14 protein-coding genes are annotated in these 16,802 nt (G+C 69.9%); 7 read left to right on the top strand and 7 right to left on the bottom strand.

Translation table 11 applies throughout. The features are described from left to right. Positions 1–146: 146 nt before the first annotated feature. The gene (locus ACO6VK_RS15535) at positions 147–584 is read right to left on the bottom strand and encodes a hypothetical protein (RefSeq protein ID WP_422508658.1); all 438 of its coding nucleotides are present in this window, start codon (positions 582–584) and stop codon (positions 147–149) included. A 178-nt stretch (positions 585–762) separates the two neighbouring features. On the opposite strand from ACO6VK_RS15535, the gene ACO6VK_RS15540 reads away from it, so the two are divergent. Then, on the top strand, positions 763–1,068 hold the full coding sequence (locus ACO6VK_RS15540; protein ID WP_422508660.1) for a hypothetical protein: 306 nt from the start codon (positions 763–765) through the stop codon (positions 1,066–1,068). 48 nt (positions 1,069–1,116) lie between these two features. On the opposite strand, the gene ACO6VK_RS15545 is transcribed toward ACO6VK_RS15540, so the two are convergent. Next, positions 1,117–1,488, bottom strand: a complete 372-nt coding sequence (locus ACO6VK_RS15545; RefSeq protein WP_422508662.1) for a MerC domain-containing protein — start codon at positions 1,486–1,488, stop codon at positions 1,117–1,119. A gap of 68 nt (positions 1,489–1,556) precedes the next feature. Here ACO6VK_RS15545 and ACO6VK_RS15550 point away from each other — a divergent pair, with 68 nt between their 5' ends. Continuing rightward, on the top strand, positions 1,557–2,888 hold the full coding sequence (locus ACO6VK_RS15550) for a GTP-binding protein (RefSeq protein ID WP_422508664.1): 1,332 nt from the start codon (positions 1,557–1,559) through the stop codon (positions 2,886–2,888). 12 nt (positions 2,889–2,900) lie between these two features. On the opposite strand, the gene ACO6VK_RS15555 is transcribed toward ACO6VK_RS15550, so the two are convergent. Both ACO6VK_RS15555 and ACO6VK_RS15560 read right to left on the bottom strand, forming a co-directional pair. After that, positions 2,901–4,511 (bottom strand): ATP-binding cassette domain-containing protein, encoded by a 1,611-nt coding sequence (locus tag ACO6VK_RS15555; protein WP_422508666.1) that lies wholly within the window; start codon positions 4,509–4,511, stop codon positions 2,901–2,903. 175 nt (positions 4,512–4,686) lie between these two features. Continuing rightward, a complete protein-coding gene (locus ACO6VK_RS15560; RefSeq protein ID WP_411849720.1) occupies positions 4,687–5,589 on the bottom strand; it encodes a LysR family transcriptional regulator in 903 nt (300 codons plus the stop codon). Positions 5,590–5,943: 354 nt separating this feature from the next. Between ACO6VK_RS15560 and ACO6VK_RS15565 the strand changes: the two genes are divergently transcribed. Together ACO6VK_RS15565 and ACO6VK_RS15570 are read left to right on the top strand one after the other, a co-directional pair. Next, entirely contained in the window at positions 5,944–7,143 is a 1,200-nt protein-coding gene (locus ACO6VK_RS15565) for an MFS transporter (protein WP_422508669.1), read from the top strand. Positions 7,144–7,251: 108 nt separating this feature from the next. Beyond that, positions 7,252–8,181: a polysaccharide deacetylase family protein gene (locus ACO6VK_RS15570; RefSeq protein ID WP_422508746.1), complete on the top strand. Its 930-nt coding sequence runs from the start codon at positions 7,252–7,254 to the stop codon at positions 8,179–8,181. A gap of 13 nt (positions 8,182–8,194) precedes the next feature. On the opposite strand, the gene ACO6VK_RS15575 is transcribed toward ACO6VK_RS15570, so the two are convergent. Beyond that, complete coding sequence (locus ACO6VK_RS15575) at positions 8,195–9,796, bottom strand: EAL domain-containing protein (RefSeq protein ID WP_422508671.1); 1,602 nt, start codon at positions 9,794–9,796, stop codon at positions 8,195–8,197. 214 nt (positions 9,797–10,010) lie between these two features. Between ACO6VK_RS15575 and cycA the strand changes: the two genes are divergently transcribed. Both cycA and ACO6VK_RS15585 read left to right on the top strand, forming a co-directional pair. Further along, positions 10,011–11,423 (top strand): D-serine/D-alanine/glycine transporter, encoded by a 1,413-nt coding sequence (gene cycA / locus ACO6VK_RS15580; protein ID WP_422508673.1) that lies wholly within the window; start codon positions 10,011–10,013, stop codon positions 11,421–11,423. Between the two features lie 105 nt (positions 11,424–11,528). Continuing rightward, complete coding sequence (locus ACO6VK_RS15585; protein WP_422508675.1) at positions 11,529–12,302, top strand: lytic transglycosylase domain-containing protein; 774 nt, start codon at positions 11,529–11,531, stop codon at positions 12,300–12,302. Positions 12,303–12,325: 23 nt separating this feature from the next. On the opposite strand, the gene ACO6VK_RS15590 is transcribed toward ACO6VK_RS15585, so the two are convergent. Further along, entirely contained in the window at positions 12,326–13,849 is a 1,524-nt protein-coding gene (locus tag ACO6VK_RS15590) for a tetratricopeptide repeat protein (RefSeq protein ID WP_422508677.1), read from the bottom strand. Positions 13,850–13,998: 149 nt separating this feature from the next. On the opposite strand from ACO6VK_RS15590, the gene ACO6VK_RS15595 reads away from it, so the two are divergent. Beyond that, complete coding sequence (locus tag ACO6VK_RS15595; protein WP_422508679.1) at positions 13,999–16,077, top strand: gluconolaconase; 2,079 nt, start codon at positions 13,999–14,001, stop codon at positions 16,075–16,077. A 9-nt stretch (positions 16,078–16,086) separates the two neighbouring features. Here ACO6VK_RS15595 and ACO6VK_RS15600 read toward each other — a convergent pair whose 3' ends face one another. Next, entirely contained in the window at positions 16,087–16,461 is a 375-nt protein-coding gene (locus ACO6VK_RS15600; protein WP_422508681.1) for a YciI family protein, read from the bottom strand. Positions 16,462–16,802: the final 341 nt, after the last annotated feature.

Below are 16,802 nucleotides of genomic sequence, written 5' to 3' on the forward strand. Positions count from 1 at the left end.
GGGCGTGACGGTGGGGGAGTTGGCGTCACGCCACACGGGCGGGCACCCGGCGAAGCCATGACGCCGGGTGGGGAGCGCCACGGTTCCGCGCAATCGGGGTGCGGAACCGCTGGCGCTGGGCCGGTACCCGCGGTGGCTCAGGAGGCTCAGGGGCAGGCCACCGGATAGATCGGGCCGGCGCCGATCAGCAGCAGGCCCATGTAGTCGCTGTCGGGTGCCTTGCCTTTGAGGGTGGCGCCGGCATTGAACTTGAACAGGCCGAAGCCACCGCGTGGGCTGACCAGGGCCTTGCCGATCTGGTTGGCGTCGTCCTTGAAGAACTGGGCGATATCGGCGCGGGTGGATTCCTGCAGGGGCGTGGGCTCGCGTTGCCACTGATCGTCGCGCTGGAAGGAGACGTAGTACCGGCCCTGCTGCTGATCGATGCGGAACTCCGCCGGCTTGCGCGGGTGGGTGGCGTAACAGCCGAGCATGGGATCGGCGGAAAACACGTTGACGCTGTTGTTGCCGTTGCGGCAGGCCGTGAGCGGCAGCGTGGCGAGAAGCATCATGCCGTAGATGGACGGGCGGAGAGAGTGGCGCATGGCGGTCCCTGTAGGCCTTGCTGCATTCTAGGCCGAGCGTGCAAAGACGCCGTGCAGGCCGTGCAGGCCGTGCACGCGGTGGCGCCGCGCGGGCGGCAGGAGTGGCCGCGGCACCGAAGGGCAATGGTGTAGCGTGGGGGCTCGCCCTGGGAGAACTCGAGTGAGCACGGAACCCTCGTTGACTACTGCGCCGCGCCCGGCGCGAACCGCACGGGCGCCGTGGTTGGGTTTGGCCAGTTTCCTTGGATTGCCGCTTGGCGGTGCAGCCGGTTATGCGGCGGCACACCTGGGCAGTGCCGCCGCCACGGGCGGAGGCACCACGGGGGCGGCCATCGGCGTGCTGGCTGCGGCGGTGATCGGCCTGATGGCCACGGTGGGGGCGCGCGTGCGCCAGGAACGGTGGCCGTGGCTGGGTATCGTGGGCGCGGTGGTGAGTGCCGCGCCGCTGGCGGTGTTCATCGTCGGCATGATGGTGATGCGCTGAGCCATGCGCGTGCTGTAGACCGCGCTGCAACAAGGGGCGTGCCGGAAGTCAGTGCCGGTGCCGCCGCCAGGCATTCCAGACATGGGTACTAGCCAGCAGCAGGCTGCCGGCGACGGTCAGGGGTGTTTCGCTGTCGTGCGTCGGCCAGCCGAGTGCGCCGGCCAAGAGCAGCAGCAGGCCGGCGGCTGCGCTGATCATCGCTGGCGCAGGCAGCGGCCGCTGACGATGTGCGCGCCACAGGGCCAGGCCGGTCAGCGGGGCGGCGATGGCCACGAACAGGGCGTGCACCCACTCGGCCTCGGCCCAGACCCCCATCAGCGGAAGAGTGGCGGCCAGCAATGGCAAGGCCAGGCAGTGCAGCAGGCACAGGCCGGAGAGGGCGAGGGCACCGGCATCGAGCAGGGCGGAGGATCGTTTCATGGGGGGCGGGCCTTGGTTCTGTAATGTTATATAGTAACATTTCAATCCTCCTTCCTGCCTGCCCTGCCATGACTGCCTCCCGCCCCTCCCCCGATTCACGCCTGCCGGTGACGGTGCTGTCCGGCTTCCTTGGCGCCGGCAAGACCACGCTGCTCAACCAGATCCTGCGCAACCGCGAAGGACGGCGCGTGGCGGTGATCGTCAACGACATGAGCGAGATCAACATCGATGCGCAGCTGGTGCGCGACGGTGGCGCGGCGCTGAGCCGCACCGAAGAGACGCTGGTGGAGTTCAGCAATGGCTGCATCTGCTGCACGCTGCGCGATGACCTGCTGCAGGAGGTGAAGCGGCTGGCCGCTGCGGGGTGCTACGACTACCTGCTGATCGAATCGACCGGCATCGCCGAGCCGATGCCGGTGGCCGCCACCTTCCAGGTGCGCGACGCGGACGGGTTCTGCCTCAACGACATTGCCCGGCTGGACACGCTGGTGACAGTGGTGGACGGGCAGCAGTTCCTGCACGACTTCGGCTCGACCGACCGCCTGGCCGACCGCGGCCAGCAGGCCGGGGAAGACGATGCGCGCGGGGTGGTCACCCTGCTGGCCGAGCAGGTGGAGTTCGCCAATGTAATCGTGGTGAGCAAATGCGACCTGGCCGACGATGACACGCTGCAGTCGACGCTGGCGGTGCTGCGCGCGATGAACCGCGATGCGCGGTTGCTGCTCGCGTCGCGCGGGGAGGTGCCGCTGCATGAACTGCTGGATACGCGACGCTTCGACTTTGTGCGTGCGCAGCTGGCACCGGGCTGGATGCAGGCCCTGCGCGGCGGGCATACGCCGGAGACCGAGGAGTACGACATCACCAGCTTCGTGTATCGCGCGCGCCGGCCGTTCCACCCGCAGCGCTTCGCACGGGTGCTGGAGCAGGGGCTTGGCAGCGTGATCCGCAGCAAGGGATTCTTCTGGCTGGCCAACCGGATGGACTGGGTGGGCGAGCTGTCCGGCGTGGGCCCGGCCATGCAGACCCAGGCCGCCGGCTTCTGGTACGCCGCGCGGGAGCGGGTGGCGGCCGGGCTGGAAGGCACGGCGCCAGTACTGCCGCCAACGCCGGTGCCCTACACCGACGTGGGCTGGGCGCGCCAGCAGATGGCGTGCTGGACAGCGCCGATGCCCGCGGTGGACGAGGTAGGCGACCCGGGCGAGTACCAGGCGATGCGCAGGCTGTGGCACCCGTGGTGGGGCGACCGCCGCCAGGAGCTGGCGGTGATCGGGGTGGCGATGGATGCGGTGGCCGTGCGCACCGAACTGGATGCGTGCCTGCTCAACGATGAGGAGATGCGTGCCGGGCCGCTGCTGTGGCAGGTGCTGCCCGATGCGTTTCCCACCTGGGCGCGTCAGTAGCCGCGGTGGCGATCAGCAGGCGTGCAGGGCCCATCCGTGGTCGCTGGCGTCGAGCCGATGGGTCAGGTGCAGCGCGTCGAGCAGATCCGAATCATGCGAGACCACGATCAGCGTGCCGGGGTACTGGTTGAGCATGTGCTCCAGCGCGGCCAGCGAGGGCAGGTCGAGATGGTTGCCGGGCTCGTCCAACAGCAGCAGCTGCGGCGGATGTTCGGCATACAGCAGGGCGGCCAGCGCCGCCTTCAGGCGCTCGCCGCCGCTGAGCGTGTGCAGCGGGCGCAGGCTGCGTTCGGCGTCCAGGCCGAGCAGCGCCAGGCGCGTGCGCAAGGTGCCCTGATCGGCACCCGGATGCGCGCGTTGCAGCCATGACAGGGCGCTGTCCTGCGCCGGCAATGCGGACAGCGCCTGGTCGAGCAGGGCGGTGCGCGCCATTACGTTCACGCTGCCGCCGCAGGGTGCCACGGTGCCGGCCAGCAGGCGCAGCAGGGTGGATTTGCCACTGCCGTTGCGGCCGCTGACGCCGATGCGCTGGCCGCGCTGCACGGTCAGGTCGAGGGTCTGCCACGGTGGCGCAACCCACGGCAGCCCGGCGGCGACCAGGCTGGCCACGCGCTGTGGACCGGGATCATCGAGCACGGGGGCCACCATTGCGATGGCTGCCTCCCGTTCGACGTCGACGGCAGCTGCGTCCACGCGCGCGTCCAGTGCGGCGCGGCGTTCCGCCTGCTGCACCTGCAGGCGGCCGGCACTGTGTTCGCTGCGGTTCTTCATGCCGCCGAGCAGAATGGGGGCCTGGTTGGCGGTACGTGCGTCGCGCTGCGCGCGTGATTGCCGGTGCGCCTGCCGCTCGCGCTGCTCGCGCAGGACATCGTGCTGCTGGCGGCGCTCGCGCTTGCGCAGCTCGAGCAGCGCCTCGGCGGCGTTGCGTTCGTCGTGCTTCTGCGCGGTGTAGTGGGCGTAATCGCCGCCGTAGCTGCGCAGCCCGGTGGGCGAGAGTTCGACGATGCGCTGCATGCGTTGCAGCACGGTGCGGTCGTGGCTGATGACGATCAGTCCGCCGCGCCAGTCCGCCACGGCGTCCAGCAGCCGGTCGCGATGCCAGGCGTCGAGGTGGTTGCTGGGCTCGTCGAGCACCAGCGCGTCGGCGTTGGAGAGGAAGGCACCGGACAGCGCCACCTGCATGACCTGGCCGCCGCTCAGCGTGGCGGCCGGGCGCAGCGGATCGAGTGCGGGCAGTCCGAGACGGTGCCACTGCGCCTGCAACTGGTCGCGCAGGTCCCAGCGTTCGCCGACGCAGGTGAAATCATCGGGATCGACACTGCCCGCTTCGATGCGGGCCAGTGCGTCGAACACCGCGCCGACGCCCGCGAGGTCGACGATGCGGCCACGCGGAACGCCGCTGAGCTGCGCCAGCCGCTGCACGTGCCCGTGGCGCTGGATGCGCCCGGCGGTAGGCGCCCACTCGCCGCTGAGCAGGCGCGCGAGCACGCTTTTGCCGACACCATTGCGACCCACCAGGCCGGTCGGGGTGGTGTCGAAGGAGAGGGAAAGATCGGAAAACAGCGCGCGGCCGTCGGGCAGGGTGACTGCCACGCGGTCCAGCGTAAGGGCGAATGCGGTCATGCGACCTCCATAGATGCCGTGAACTCCTCCCTGCCGGGCAGGGTGGTCAGGAGACAGGCCGTCAGACGACGGCGGCATCAATGGCGCATGCGGGCATACCTCGGCAACTCAGGCGACTGGCTGTCGCGTGCCCAGTATACGGAGGCCCCGGTGGGCAGCGATGAACGCGCGCTGCTCAGCAGCTCACGCCGGTGAGGCGGGCGCTGACGAAATCGATGAAGACGCGCAGTTTGGGCAGTACGTGCCGGCCGGATGGCCAGAGCAGGTAGAAGGTGCCGCAGGCATGGATCTGGTCGGCCAGCACCCGCTGCAGACGGCCGTCAGCGAGGGCTTCGCGCGCGGAGTGTTCGGGGATGTAGGCGATGCCGCGTCCTGCCAGGGCAAAGGCCAGGCGCGCTTCGATGGTGTTGCTGACCATCGACACCGGCAGGTCCAGCGGCGGCTGGCCGGGGGCGGCCGGCAAGGGCCACGGCTCCAGTTTGCCGGTGCTCGGGAAGCGGTAGTGCAGGCAGTCGTGCTGGCGCAGATCGGCCGCGGTGCGCGGGGTGCCACGGCACGCCAGGTACTGCGGTGCGGCCACCAGGTAGCGCGGGAACACGCCCAGGCGGCGCGCGCTGAGGCGCGAGTCGCCGGGGTCGCCCACGCGCAGCACGGCGTCGAACCCTTCTTCCACGACATCCACCAGGCGGTCGTCGAAATCCAGCTCCAGCCGGATGCCGGGATAGGCCGCCATGAATTCGGTGAGGATCGGCAGCGACAGGTCGCCCACCAGCGGCAGGCCCAGCCGCAGCACGCCGACCGGCGCGGCGGTCTGCTCGGCCAGCTCGGTGCGGGCGGCGTCGCGCTCGTCAAGGATGCGACGGCAACGCACCAGAAAGCGCTCGCCTTCGGCGGTCAGGGTGATGCTGCGCGTGCTGCGGTGGAACAGACGCACCCCCAGCGCCTGCTCCAGGCGGGTGACGCTCTTGCCGGCGGCCGAGGCGGTGATGCCCTGCAGGCGACCGGTCTCGACGAAGCTGCGGGTGTCTGCAACCTGCACGAAGGTCTGCAGGTTGCCCAGGTTGTCCAAGGCTGACATGGGCGGAATACGGGCGGAAAGGCGCACTGTAGCGAGCGCGGCGGCGGCTGGGGCGGCCCGCTGCGGCGGCGCGCCCGCCCGAGGGCGGGAAACCCTTGCGGGGATTGGGTCTTGGGCAATTGCGGAACGAACTGTCCGGAATGTGCGGACCGTTACCCGGCTTTTTGACGCGCCGGGCAGCGCCTACGGTGGCGCTCCGTTTCCGTTGGCGCTTTCCCCCATGACCGTGTCGTCCGCCCCCTTCCTGTCCCCTGCGCCCCGGCCACCCGCCGCGGATGCCCTGCTGCGCCGTCAGCGCCCTGGCCCGTGGCCGCGCAACGCCGGCCCTGCTCCCCGCGCCGTGGCGGTGGCGGCATGAGCGCGCCGGCCGAGGCCTGCCAGGGCGTGGCGCTGCCTGCGGCCACGCGGCTGCCGCTGGGCGGGCTGCTGGCGCTGGCCTGCGCCGGCTTTGTGACCATCCTGACCGAGGCGCTGCCGGCGGGGCTGCTGTCGCCGATGAGCGCGGACCTCGGGGTGAGCCGCGCGCTGGTCGGCCAGCTGGTCACGGTGTATGCGCTGGGCTCGCTGCTGGCGGCCCTGCCGATGACCGCGCTGACCCGACGGTTGCCGCGCCGCCCGCTGTTGCTGGCCGCCATTGCCGGCTTCGCGCTGGTCAACACGCTTACCGCGTTGACCCATGACTACACGGTGATGCTGGTGGCGCGCTTCGTGGCCGGCATCAGTGCCGGTCTGCTGTGGTCGCTGGTGGCCGGCTATGCCAGCCGCATGGTGGTGCCGGCGCTGCAGGGCCGCGCGATCGCGGTGGCGATGGTGGGCACGCCGCTGGCACTGTCCCTCGGCATTCCCGCCGGGACGCTGCTGGGGCAGACCGTCGGCTGGCGATGGGCGTTCGGGGTGATGTCGCTGATGAGCGTGGCGCTGCTGGTGTGGGCGCGATTGACGCTGCCTGCGCTGTCGGCGCCCGGTGCCGCCGCCCGCCAGCCGCTGCTGAAGGTGCTGACGCTGCCGGGGCTGCGCACGGCGCTGCTGGCGATGTTCCTGTTCGTGCTGGCGCACAACGTGCTGTACACCTACATCGAGCCGTTCGCGGCGTTGGCCGGCGCGGTCGGTTGGCTGGACCGGCTGCTGCTGGTGTTTGGCGTGGCGTCGCTGGTGGGGATCTGGATCACTGGCGTGTGGGTGGATCGCGGCCTGGGCCGGCTGGTGGTGGCGAGCACGCTGGGCTTCATCGTGGCCGCCCTGGCGCTGGCCTGCTGGCCGGGTTCGCCGACGGTGCTGGTGGCCGCCACGGTGGTGTGGGGGCTGGCCTTCGGCGGCGTGGCCACGCAGTTCCAGACGGCGGTGGCGCGGCGTGCTGGTGAGGCGGCCGACATCGCGCAGTCGTTCGTGGTGACCGGATGGAACCTGGCGATCGCGCTGGGTGGGGTGGCCGGTGGCGTGATGCTGGAGACGGTGGGCGAACGCTGGCTGCCGGTGGTGCTGCTGGCGGTGCTGGTGGCGGCGTTGGCGGTGGTGCTGCGGCAGCCGCGCGCCTGGCAGCCGGCGCTGCCGTGATGCATGCGGAGTGAGTGATCGCGCACCGGTATGCTGATCGACGTCGATCGGGAGGAGATGCAGGTGCAGCGAGGTTCACGTATTGGATGGGGGCTGGCCCTGCTGTGCATGGCCAGCCTGGTGCAGGCCGCCACGCCGGACCGCCGCATCGCGATGACGATCGACGACCTGCCGTGGCAGCGGCTGGACACGCGTGCCGAGCCGGAGCTGGCCGAGCGGCACGCGCAGCTGCTGGCCGCGCTGAACGCCACGGGCATCCCGGTGGTGGGCTTCGTCAACGCGGGCAAGCTGGTCGAGCAGGGCGAGGTGGTGCCGGCGCGCGTGCAGATGCTGCGCGACTGGCTCGACGCCGGTGCCGAGCTGGGCAACCACACCTGGGGTCACGTCGATCTGCATGCGGTGGGCCTGCCGGCCTATACGCAGGACATCCTGCGCGGCGAAGACACCCTGCGGCCGCTGTTGGCCGAACGCGGGCAGGTGCCGCGCTGGTTCCGCCACCCGTACCTGCGCGCCGGCCGCTCGCCGGCACAGCGCGATGCGCTGGGGGTGTTCCTGCAGCAGCACGGGTACCGCATCGCCCCGGTCACGGTGGACAACAGCGAATGGGTCTGGGCGTTCGCCTACGACACGGTGCGGGTCAGCGAGCTGCCGCCGGCCGAGCGCGAGGCCCGGCTGGCGCAGCTGCGTCGCGGCTACATCCCCTACATGTTGAACAAGCTGGACTATTACGAAGCGCAATCGCAGCAGCTGCTGGGCCGCCTGCCGGCGCAGGTGTGGTTGATGCATGCCAATGCGCTGAACGCCGCAACGTTCGAGGACCTGGTGGCGGCCACGCAACGCCGGGGCTACCGCTTCATTTCGCTGGAGGAGGCCCTGCAGGACCCGGCCTACCAGCACGCCGATGGCTACAACGGCGACGGTGGCATCAGCTGGATCCATCGCTGGGCGATGGCCGAAGGCGTGCCGCGCACCTTCTATGCCGGTGAACCGGTGGTGCCGCGCTGGGTGCAGCTGTTGGCCGGGGTGGACGCCGACTGAGCCCGGCTGCGGCCTACTCGGTGATGCTGCGGTTCGGGTTCTGCATGTTCTCGCGGGCCTTGCCGTACTGTTCCTTGCGCTGCCAGTGGAAGGCGGCGAAGGCATCCGGTGGCAGCGGTTTGGAGAACAGCCAGCCCTGGCCGAACTCGACCTGGCGCGATTGCAGGTAGGCGAGCTGGGCGGGTGTTTCCACTCCCTCGGCCACGGTGAACAGGCCCAGCGTTTTGGCCATGTCGATGATGTGCGACGTGACCGGGCTGGTGGCGCTGTCGGTGCCGATGGCATCAATGAAGGATTTGTCGATCTTCAAGGCATCCAGTGGCAACTGCTGCAGGTACTGCAGGCTGGAATAGCCGACCCCGAAGTCGTCGATGGCCACACAATGCCCGGCGCGGCGCGCTGCGGCGAGGCTGTTGCGCGCGCGCTGGATGTCGATGAGGCCGCGCTCGGTGGCTTCCAGCCAGATCTGCTGGGGATGGATGCCGGTGCCCTGCAGTTTCCCGGTCAGCACCTTGAGGGCGCGGCCGCTGCTGACGTCCTCGGCGGCCAGGTTGATCGCGATATGGGCGCTGCGGTCCTGCACCAGCAGGTCGCGCATGTCGGCAATGACGTTGTCCATCACCTGATCGGTGAGCGCCTCGATCAGGCCGCTGTCCTCGGCCAGCGGGATGAACAGGTCCGGACGCACCAGACTGCCATCGGGGCGCTGCCAGCGCACCAGCGACTCGGCGCCGATGCAGATGCCCGTGTCCAGCTCGATGATGGGCTGGTAGTGCATGAAGAACTCGCGCCGCCGCACGGCGGTGGACAGCTCGGCGCGCAGTGACAGCCGCCGCCGCGACAGCCACAGCGCGAGGGCAATCGCGGCGGCGGCACCGAGCACGCCGGCCGGTGCGAACTGCCACAGCAGGGGGCGGACGCTGGCCAGCAGCGGTGCACGCGGCGCGGTGGCGATGGCCAGCCACTGCTGGTCCTGGGCGGTGGCAAACAGGGTGCGGGCATCCATGCCGCTGCGTGGGCTGCGCAACAGATCGAGCATCAGCTGCGGATCGGCGATCGGCTGGTGGGCGATCAGGCGGCCGTCCGGGCTGGCCACGGCCAGGCGGACGTCCGGGTCGGTGATGACATCGACCAGCCGTTCGGGGTTCATCAGGATGTCGTAACGGCCGTAGTGCAGGGCCAGCAGCGGCACGCCATTGCCGGCCAGGGGGCGCACGTCGAGCTTGATGCCGACGCCCTCGGCGGTGAGATGGTCCGGCGCCGGGCGGCGGATCGGCGCTTCCATCGCCCCCCAGGAGGTGCAGATCAGCCGGTCGTCCTGGAAGTAGCCCATCTGCTCGGCCGAGACCGTGCTGATCACCAGGCCGCGCATGAGCTGCAGATGCGCCGTGGAGCAGGGCTCCAGGGTGCTGGCGTTGGCCTGGCGCAGGGCGGCCAGCCCGGCCTCGTAGGCGCGGTGGGCGCGCAGCAGGGTCCGTTCGGCGGTGAACTGCAGGCGGTCCCGGGCGGCGTCGTTGGCGCGATGGACGTTGAAATAGAGCAGCGTGGCCATCGGCACGAGCGCGCCGAGCAGGGCAAACAGCACGGTGACGGCAATGTTCCGGATGCGGTTCAAGCAGACCTCGTGCCAGCCGGCGTTTGGCCTGGGAGCCCTATCTCACCACCTGCCTGTGCGGAAAGAAACAGGAAAACCCCGCGTTCTCGTTCGGACAAGGCCCAGTCTGGTCTCCGCCCCGGCAGCAGCGGGTGAAACCCGACAGCCCTGCGCACCGCAGCCCCCCTGGCGCCAACCGCCGGATCCGGACTGGCGCCGGCGCGGACAGTCTTCTATGGTCCGAAACACCACCGCCACGGCCCCGCCCATGTCCGAACCCGCCCAACCGCCGGAACACCTCCGGCGCAGCCTGTCCAACCGCCACCTGCAGCTGATCGCCATCGGCGGTGCCATCGGCACCGGCCTGTTCATGGGCTCGGGCAAGACCATCAGCCTGGCCGGCCCGTCCATCGTGCTGGTGTACCTGATCATCGGGGCGATGCTGTTCTTCGTGATGCGCGCGATGGGCGAGCTGCTGCTGTCCAACCTGGAGTACAAGTCCTTCATCGACTTCTCCACCGATCTGCTCGGGCCGTGGGCCGGCTTCTTCTGCGGATGGACCTACTGGTTCTGCTGGATCATCACCGCCATCGCCGATGTGATCGCGATCGCCGCGTACGCGCAGTTCTGGTTCCCCGGCCTGGCACCGTGGATACCGGCGCTGCTGTGCGTGCTGTTGCTGCTGGCATTGAACCTGGTGACGGTGAAGCTGTTCGGCGAAATGGAGTTCTGGTTCGCGCTGATCAAGATCATCGCCATCTGCGCGTTGATCATCACCGGCTTCGGGCTGGTGGCGTGGGGTTTCACCGCGCCGTCCGGGCACGTGGCGTCGTTGGCGAACCTGTGGAATGACGGCGGGGTGTTCCCGATGGGGATGGCCGGCTTCTTCGCCGGCTTCCAGATCGCGGTGTTCGCCTTCGTCGGTATCGAGCTGGTGGGCACCACCGCCGCGGAAACCGCCGACCCGGAGCGCAACCTGCCGAAGGCGATCAATTCGATCCCGATCCGCATCATCGTGTTCTACGTGCTGGCGCTGATCGCGATCATGGCGGTCACGCCGTGGCGCGAGGTGGTGCCGGGCAAGAGCCCGTTCGTGGAGCTGTTCGTGCTGGCCGGCATTCCCGCCGCTGCCAGCCTGATCAACTTCGTGGTGCTGACCTCGGCAACGTCGTCGGCCAACAGCGGCATTTTCTCCACCAGCCGCATGATGTACGGGCTGGCCGAGGAAGGGCACGCACCGGGCATGTTCGCGAAGCTGTCACGTGCGGCGGTGCCGGCGCGCGGCCTGCTGTTCTCGTGCCTGTGCCTGCTGCTGGGGGCGATGCTGATTTACCTGATCCCCAATCTGGTCACCGCCTTCACGCTGGTCACCACGCTGGCGGCCGTGCTGTTCATGTTCGTGTGGTCGCTGATCCTGTGCTCCTACATCGTGTACCGGCGCCGCCGGCCGCAGCTGCACGCGGCATCGCGCTTCAAGATGCCGGGCGGGGTGCTGATGTGCGGGGTCTGCCTGGCGTTCTTCGCGTTCGTACTGGTGCTGCTGACCCTGCAGCCGGACACCCTGTACGCCCTGTTGATCAGCCCGTTGTGGTTCCTGCTGCTGGGCCTGGGCTACGCCGGCAAGCGGCTGGTGGCCCGCCTGGCGTAACCCGGTGCCGGGCCCGTCCGCGCGGCGGGCCCGGTATTCACCTTCGGTTCGCGGCCGTGGCCGGATGATCGCGCCGCACGACCGACGTGCCCCCTGTTCGAGCCCATGAACCCGACCCTGCCTGCTGCGTTGGCCCTGCTGTCGTTGCTGCTGCCTGCCCTGGCCTCGGCACGCACGGTCTATCGCTGCGTGCAGGGCAACACCGTGAGCCTGGCCACGGCGCCCGAGCCGGGGTCGAAATGCACCCCGCAGCAGATCGACGACAACGCGGTGCAGACCCCCAACCTGTGGGGCAACATGGGCATCTTCAGCGGCACGCTGTACGAGCGTGAGCAGGACGGCGCGCTGGTCTACTCCACCCGCAACCTGCCCGGCTCGCGGGTGTTTCTGAAGTTCACCGTCGCCACGCCGCCGGGTGAGCCGGCGCACGAAGGGCTGGGCAAGGTCGGAGCGCCGCAGTTGAACCGGCATGCCAAGCAGTTCAAGGCGGCCGCGAAAGCCACCGGCGTGGACGATGCGTGGCTGCGTGCGATCGCGCACGCCGAGAGTGGGTTCGATGCCGGCGCGGTATCGCCCAAGGGCGCGCAGGGCGTGATGCAGCTGATGCCCGATACGGCCACCGAGTTCGGCGTGGCCGATCCGCTGTCGGCCGAGCAGTCGATCAACGGCGGCGCACGTTACATGAAGGCGCTGCTGCGCCGCTACAAAGGCGACCGCGTGCTGGCCGCTGCGGCCTACAACGCGGGTATCGGTGCGGTGACGCGGTACAAGGGCGTGCCGCCGTACGCCGAGACGCTGGCCTATGTGGAGAAGGTCAGCGCGCTGTATGTGCGGTATCGCGAAGCGATGGGGTTCCGCGCGGAAACGCCGGCGAAGTAGGCCGGCGGGCCGCACGGCACCGCTCAGCGGGTCGGGTCGGAACCAAACAGGTCAATGCGTTCGATGCGGCCAACCGCCTGCACCGCGGCACGCACGTCGGCACGCTGCTTGAGCTGGCGCCAGCGCTGATCGCGCACGGCATCGCCGGGCAGCGACGGCACGGTGCGGTAGTCCTGCAGCAACACCAGCGCATCGCCACGCTCCTCCGGGGAGCGCAGCTGGGCGATCAGGCGGGCAGCCGCGTCGTCCATGCGGTTGTCCTCGAGCAGGACGTCAACCAGAACCAGCTCGGCCTCGTCGGGATGGCCCAGCAGCCAGTCGCGTGCGGCATCGCCCTGGGTGCGGTCGTTCAACTGGCGGAACACGGTCAGCCGCAGCCATTGGCGTCCAAACTCCCAGTAGCCCAGCTCCGCTGGCAGCACCGCCAGGGTATCCAGGGCCTGCTGCGGTCGCTGCAGGGACATCTGCCAGCCGGCCAGGACCAGGTACTGAACAGTGTTGGGCGCGTCTGAATCGTGGAACCGCAGGGCCTGCGCCTGGGTGGCCAACGCTGCGTCCATGTCGCCCAGGCGCCGCTGCGCACGGGCACGGCTGTACAGCAGCCACGCCAGGTCGTCGGCGCCGTCGTAGGTGCGCGGCGCGGTCGTGTCCTGCGCCTGCACCGACGCGGCGATGCTGTCGGTCATGGCGATCACCGCAGCGTCGTCGCCGGTCATCAGCAGGGTGTCGGCCATGCGCACGGGCAGCATGCCTTCCTCGGGCCGCAGCAGCGCGGCCACGCGCAGGGCATCGGTATAGCGGCGCGCCGAGAGGACTGGATCGAACCGCGCGTTGCCGCGGTCAACGACCCGGTCAAAGCGCTTGTCGCTGCGCAGCGCGATCAGCTGGCTCGGGTCGTCGATGCGCGCGACGGTGGCGGCCAGCCGGTCCTGCTCGCCCGCGTCGGCCTGCAGCGTGGCCAGCGAGCGCCATAGACGCGCCGGTTCCATGCCGTTGTCCTGCCACTGGCGGTCGAACAACGCCTGCAGCAGGGTGCGGCGGGTGGTCGGATCGTCCTTCAGCTGATGCAGCAGGTAGCCGATCAGATCGCTCTTGATCTCGCTGTTGAACCGGTCGGTAAGCTGCAGCGAACGGGCGAGGTTGAGGGCGGCATCGCGCGGCTGTTGCTGCTGCACCTGCAGGCGGGCAAGCAGGTAAATGGCGCGGGGGTCGTCGGCGCGCGCGGCCAGCGCGGTGCGCAGGTAGCGCTCGGCGTCGGCGTTCTGCCCGCTCTTCAGGGCGGTCATGCCGGCTGCCACCCACGCGTCCTGGCGCGCATCGGCCGGCACCTGCGACAGCGCGGGATCGGCGAGCACGCGTTCGAACACGATCATCGCGCCGAGCGCGTCACCGCGATCGGACTGCACGATCGCTTCGGCGACCGAATCGACCAGGCGCTGTGCATCCGCACTGAGGGGCGCGGCGGGCGCGACCTGGATGGCGGCCGATGCCGTGGTGCTGGTCGCCAACGCGAACAGCAGTGCAAGAGCATGACGACGCAGGGGCATGGGTGGTTCCTTCCGTGGCAACAACAGGGATTGAACCCGGGATGGCGGATCGGCACAAGTCGCGCGTGTGCGGCAATGACGGTGCGGCGGGTTTGCATGCGCGCGCGGAGCGACTATCGTCGTGGCCCCGACATCAGACAGGAAGTGGCATGGCGCGTGCGTACTGGGCAGGAGGCATCGGCGTGGTCACGGCCGCGCTGCTGGCGTGGACGTTCCTGTACACGCCCGCGCCGCCTGCGCCCCCGCCGGGCCCGCCGCCGACCGTGCTGGGCTGGACGGCGCAGATCGAGGCGCTGGCGGGCGACGGTGTCGCCGGTGCGCGCGAGGGTGCGGGCATGCAGGCGCGTTTCGCCGATCCGTACGGAATGGCGGTGGATGCGCAGGGCGTGGTGTACGTTGCCGATGCCGGCGACAACAACCGCATCCGCCGCATCCATCCCGATGGTCGCGTGGAGACGCTGGCCGGGTCCGGCGAAGGCTGGCGCGACGGGCCGGCGTTGCAGGCGCAGTTCAACACGCCGTCGGCGATCGCAGTGGATGCGGCCGGCACGCTGTATGTGGCCGACACCGGCAACCATGCGATCCGCCGCATCGACCGCGATGGCACGGTGAGCACGTTGGCCGGCGACGGCCAGCGCGGCTTCCTCGACGGCCCGGCGCGGCAGGCGCGCTTCGATGCACCGATGGGCATTGCAGTGGACGCCAATGGGCGCGTGTTCGTGGCCGACACGTACAACGACCGCATCCGCGTGATCGAGACCGACGGCCAGGTGCGCACGCTGGCCGGGGGTGAGGTGCCCGGCAACATCGACGGCGCCGGCATCGGCGCGCGGCTGGATACGCCGGTGGCACTGGCGCTGGACGGCCACGGCAACCTGCTGATCGCCGATCTGTTCAACAACGCGATCCGCCAGCTCGCCCCGGATGGCACGCTGACCACGCGTGTCACCGGTGGCGGCCTGCTCAGTGGCCCGTTGTCGTTGGCGGTGACCCATGACGGGGTGATCTACGCCAGCGACATCAACGGCAAGGTGGTGCAGATCTCGGCCCAGGGCCATCAGCTCGCGCTGGCCGGTGTTCCGCCGCAGCCGCGCTTTGCGCGACCGACCGCGCTGGCACTGGACGCGGAGGGCGGGCTGTATCTGGCCGACGCGGGGTCCTACCGGGTGCACCGGCTGCGCGCGCTGGACGCAGGGCAGACCGCGCCGCCGGCCCTGGTTGGCCCTGCGCCCGATGCGCCGTTGCCGGCCACCGGCGGGCGCTGGCCGCTGGCGCCGCAGGATGGCTGGCACGAGGTGGTGGGCACGCTGGGCGAAGTGCGCGGCAACTTCAGTGGCGAGAGCCGCCACCATCTGCACGGCGGCTTCGATATCCGTGGCGATGTGGGCCAGCCGGTGCTGGCCATCGCCGACGCCAAGGTCAGCAGCCCGGCGGCGAGCTGGGCGCTGGGCGGTCAGGGCGAAGGACTGGCGCTGGACACGCTCAAGTACATCCACATGAAGGTCGGGCGCGATCCGCGCGACCGCCCGCTGGATGGGCGCTGGCAGCAGCTGCTGGATGCCGACGGCAAACTGGAACGCATCCGCGTGCGGCGCGGCACGCGCTTCCAGGCGGGCGAACCGCTGGGCAGCATCAACCGCATGGCGCATGTGCACCTGAGCGTGGGCGCCAGCGGGTTCGAACGCAATGCAGTGGCGCTGGGCTTTGCGCACTACGCCGATACGGTGGCCCCGCGCATCACGGCGGTGAGCCTGCTGGATGATCTGGAGCAGCCGCTGGTCGCCGGTGCCGACGGTCGCGTGGCGGTCTCACGGCAGGGGCCGGGTGTGCAGATCGTGGTGGAGGCCTGGGACCAGGTGGACCGCAATCTGCCACGGCGCCGGTTGGGCCTGTACCAGGTGGGTTACCAGATTCTCGATGCGCAGGGACAGCCACTGGCGGGGTATGAGCAGCCCCGCTTCAACATCGTGTTCAACCGCATGCCCGCGGAGGACAGCGCCACCGTGGTGGCCTATGCCCCGGACAGCGGCATCACCGTGCATGGCAGTGCGGTGACCCGCTTCCGTTACCTGGTCACCAATACCGTCCGCGATGGGCTGGTGGAGACCGGGCGCTGGCAGGCGGACGCGCTGCCGGCGGGCGACTACGTGATCCGTGGCAGTGCGCGCGACTACAGCGGCAACGAGGCGACCGGCCCGCGCGATCTGAAGATCACGCTGCTGCCCTGACCCGGCGCGTCAGGCGCCGACGCGCTCGCGTTCGGCGTCCATGTCCGCCAGCGGCCGCACCTCGATGCTGCCGAAACGCGACCACGGGAACTGCTGGGCGATGCGCATTGCCGCGTCGCGGTCGGGGGCATTGATCAGGTTGAAGCCGGCCAGCAGTTCGCGGGTTTCAGCGAAGGGGCCGTCGGTGATCCGCGATTGGCCCTGGCGCACGCGCACTGTCTGCGCGCTGGCGACCGGCTCGAGCTTCTGTGCCAGCACCAGCGTGCCCTCGGCCTGCAGGGCATCGGCATGCTGCAGGCAGTCGTGCATCAGGCGATCGTAGTCCTCGCCGGGCAGGGCCTGCAGCAGGCTTTCGTCGATATAGATCAGCAGCAGGAACTGCATGGCCGGGTCCGTGTCGGCAGGGAGTGTCCATGATGCCCCACCCGCCGCAACGGCCGTGTTGCAGCGCCGCAGCGGGTGCCGCGGCCGGTCGGTCGGGCGCTGGGCCGCGATGCCCTTGTCGGCGAATGTCCCCCGGCGCCGGCCTGCGGCCGCCCCCTCCTCCTTTACTTCGCCCACAAGGGCATCGCGGCCCACGTGGCCAGATTCCTGGCGCCTCCTCCCCGCTGTCGGCAACAGCCTGAACAGGCAGAGGGAAAGGGAAGAAGCATTTCTTTTCGCCGACGTGTCGATTTCCGCCCCGCTGCAACGTTGTATCCATGAAGGGCCCGCCAACTGGGCCT

The sequence above is a fragment of the Stenotrophomonas sp. GZD-301 genome, from assembly GCF_049310345.1.
In the GTDB taxonomy this organism is placed as follows: Bacteria; Pseudomonadota; Gammaproteobacteria; order Xanthomonadales; family Xanthomonadaceae; genus Stenotrophomonas.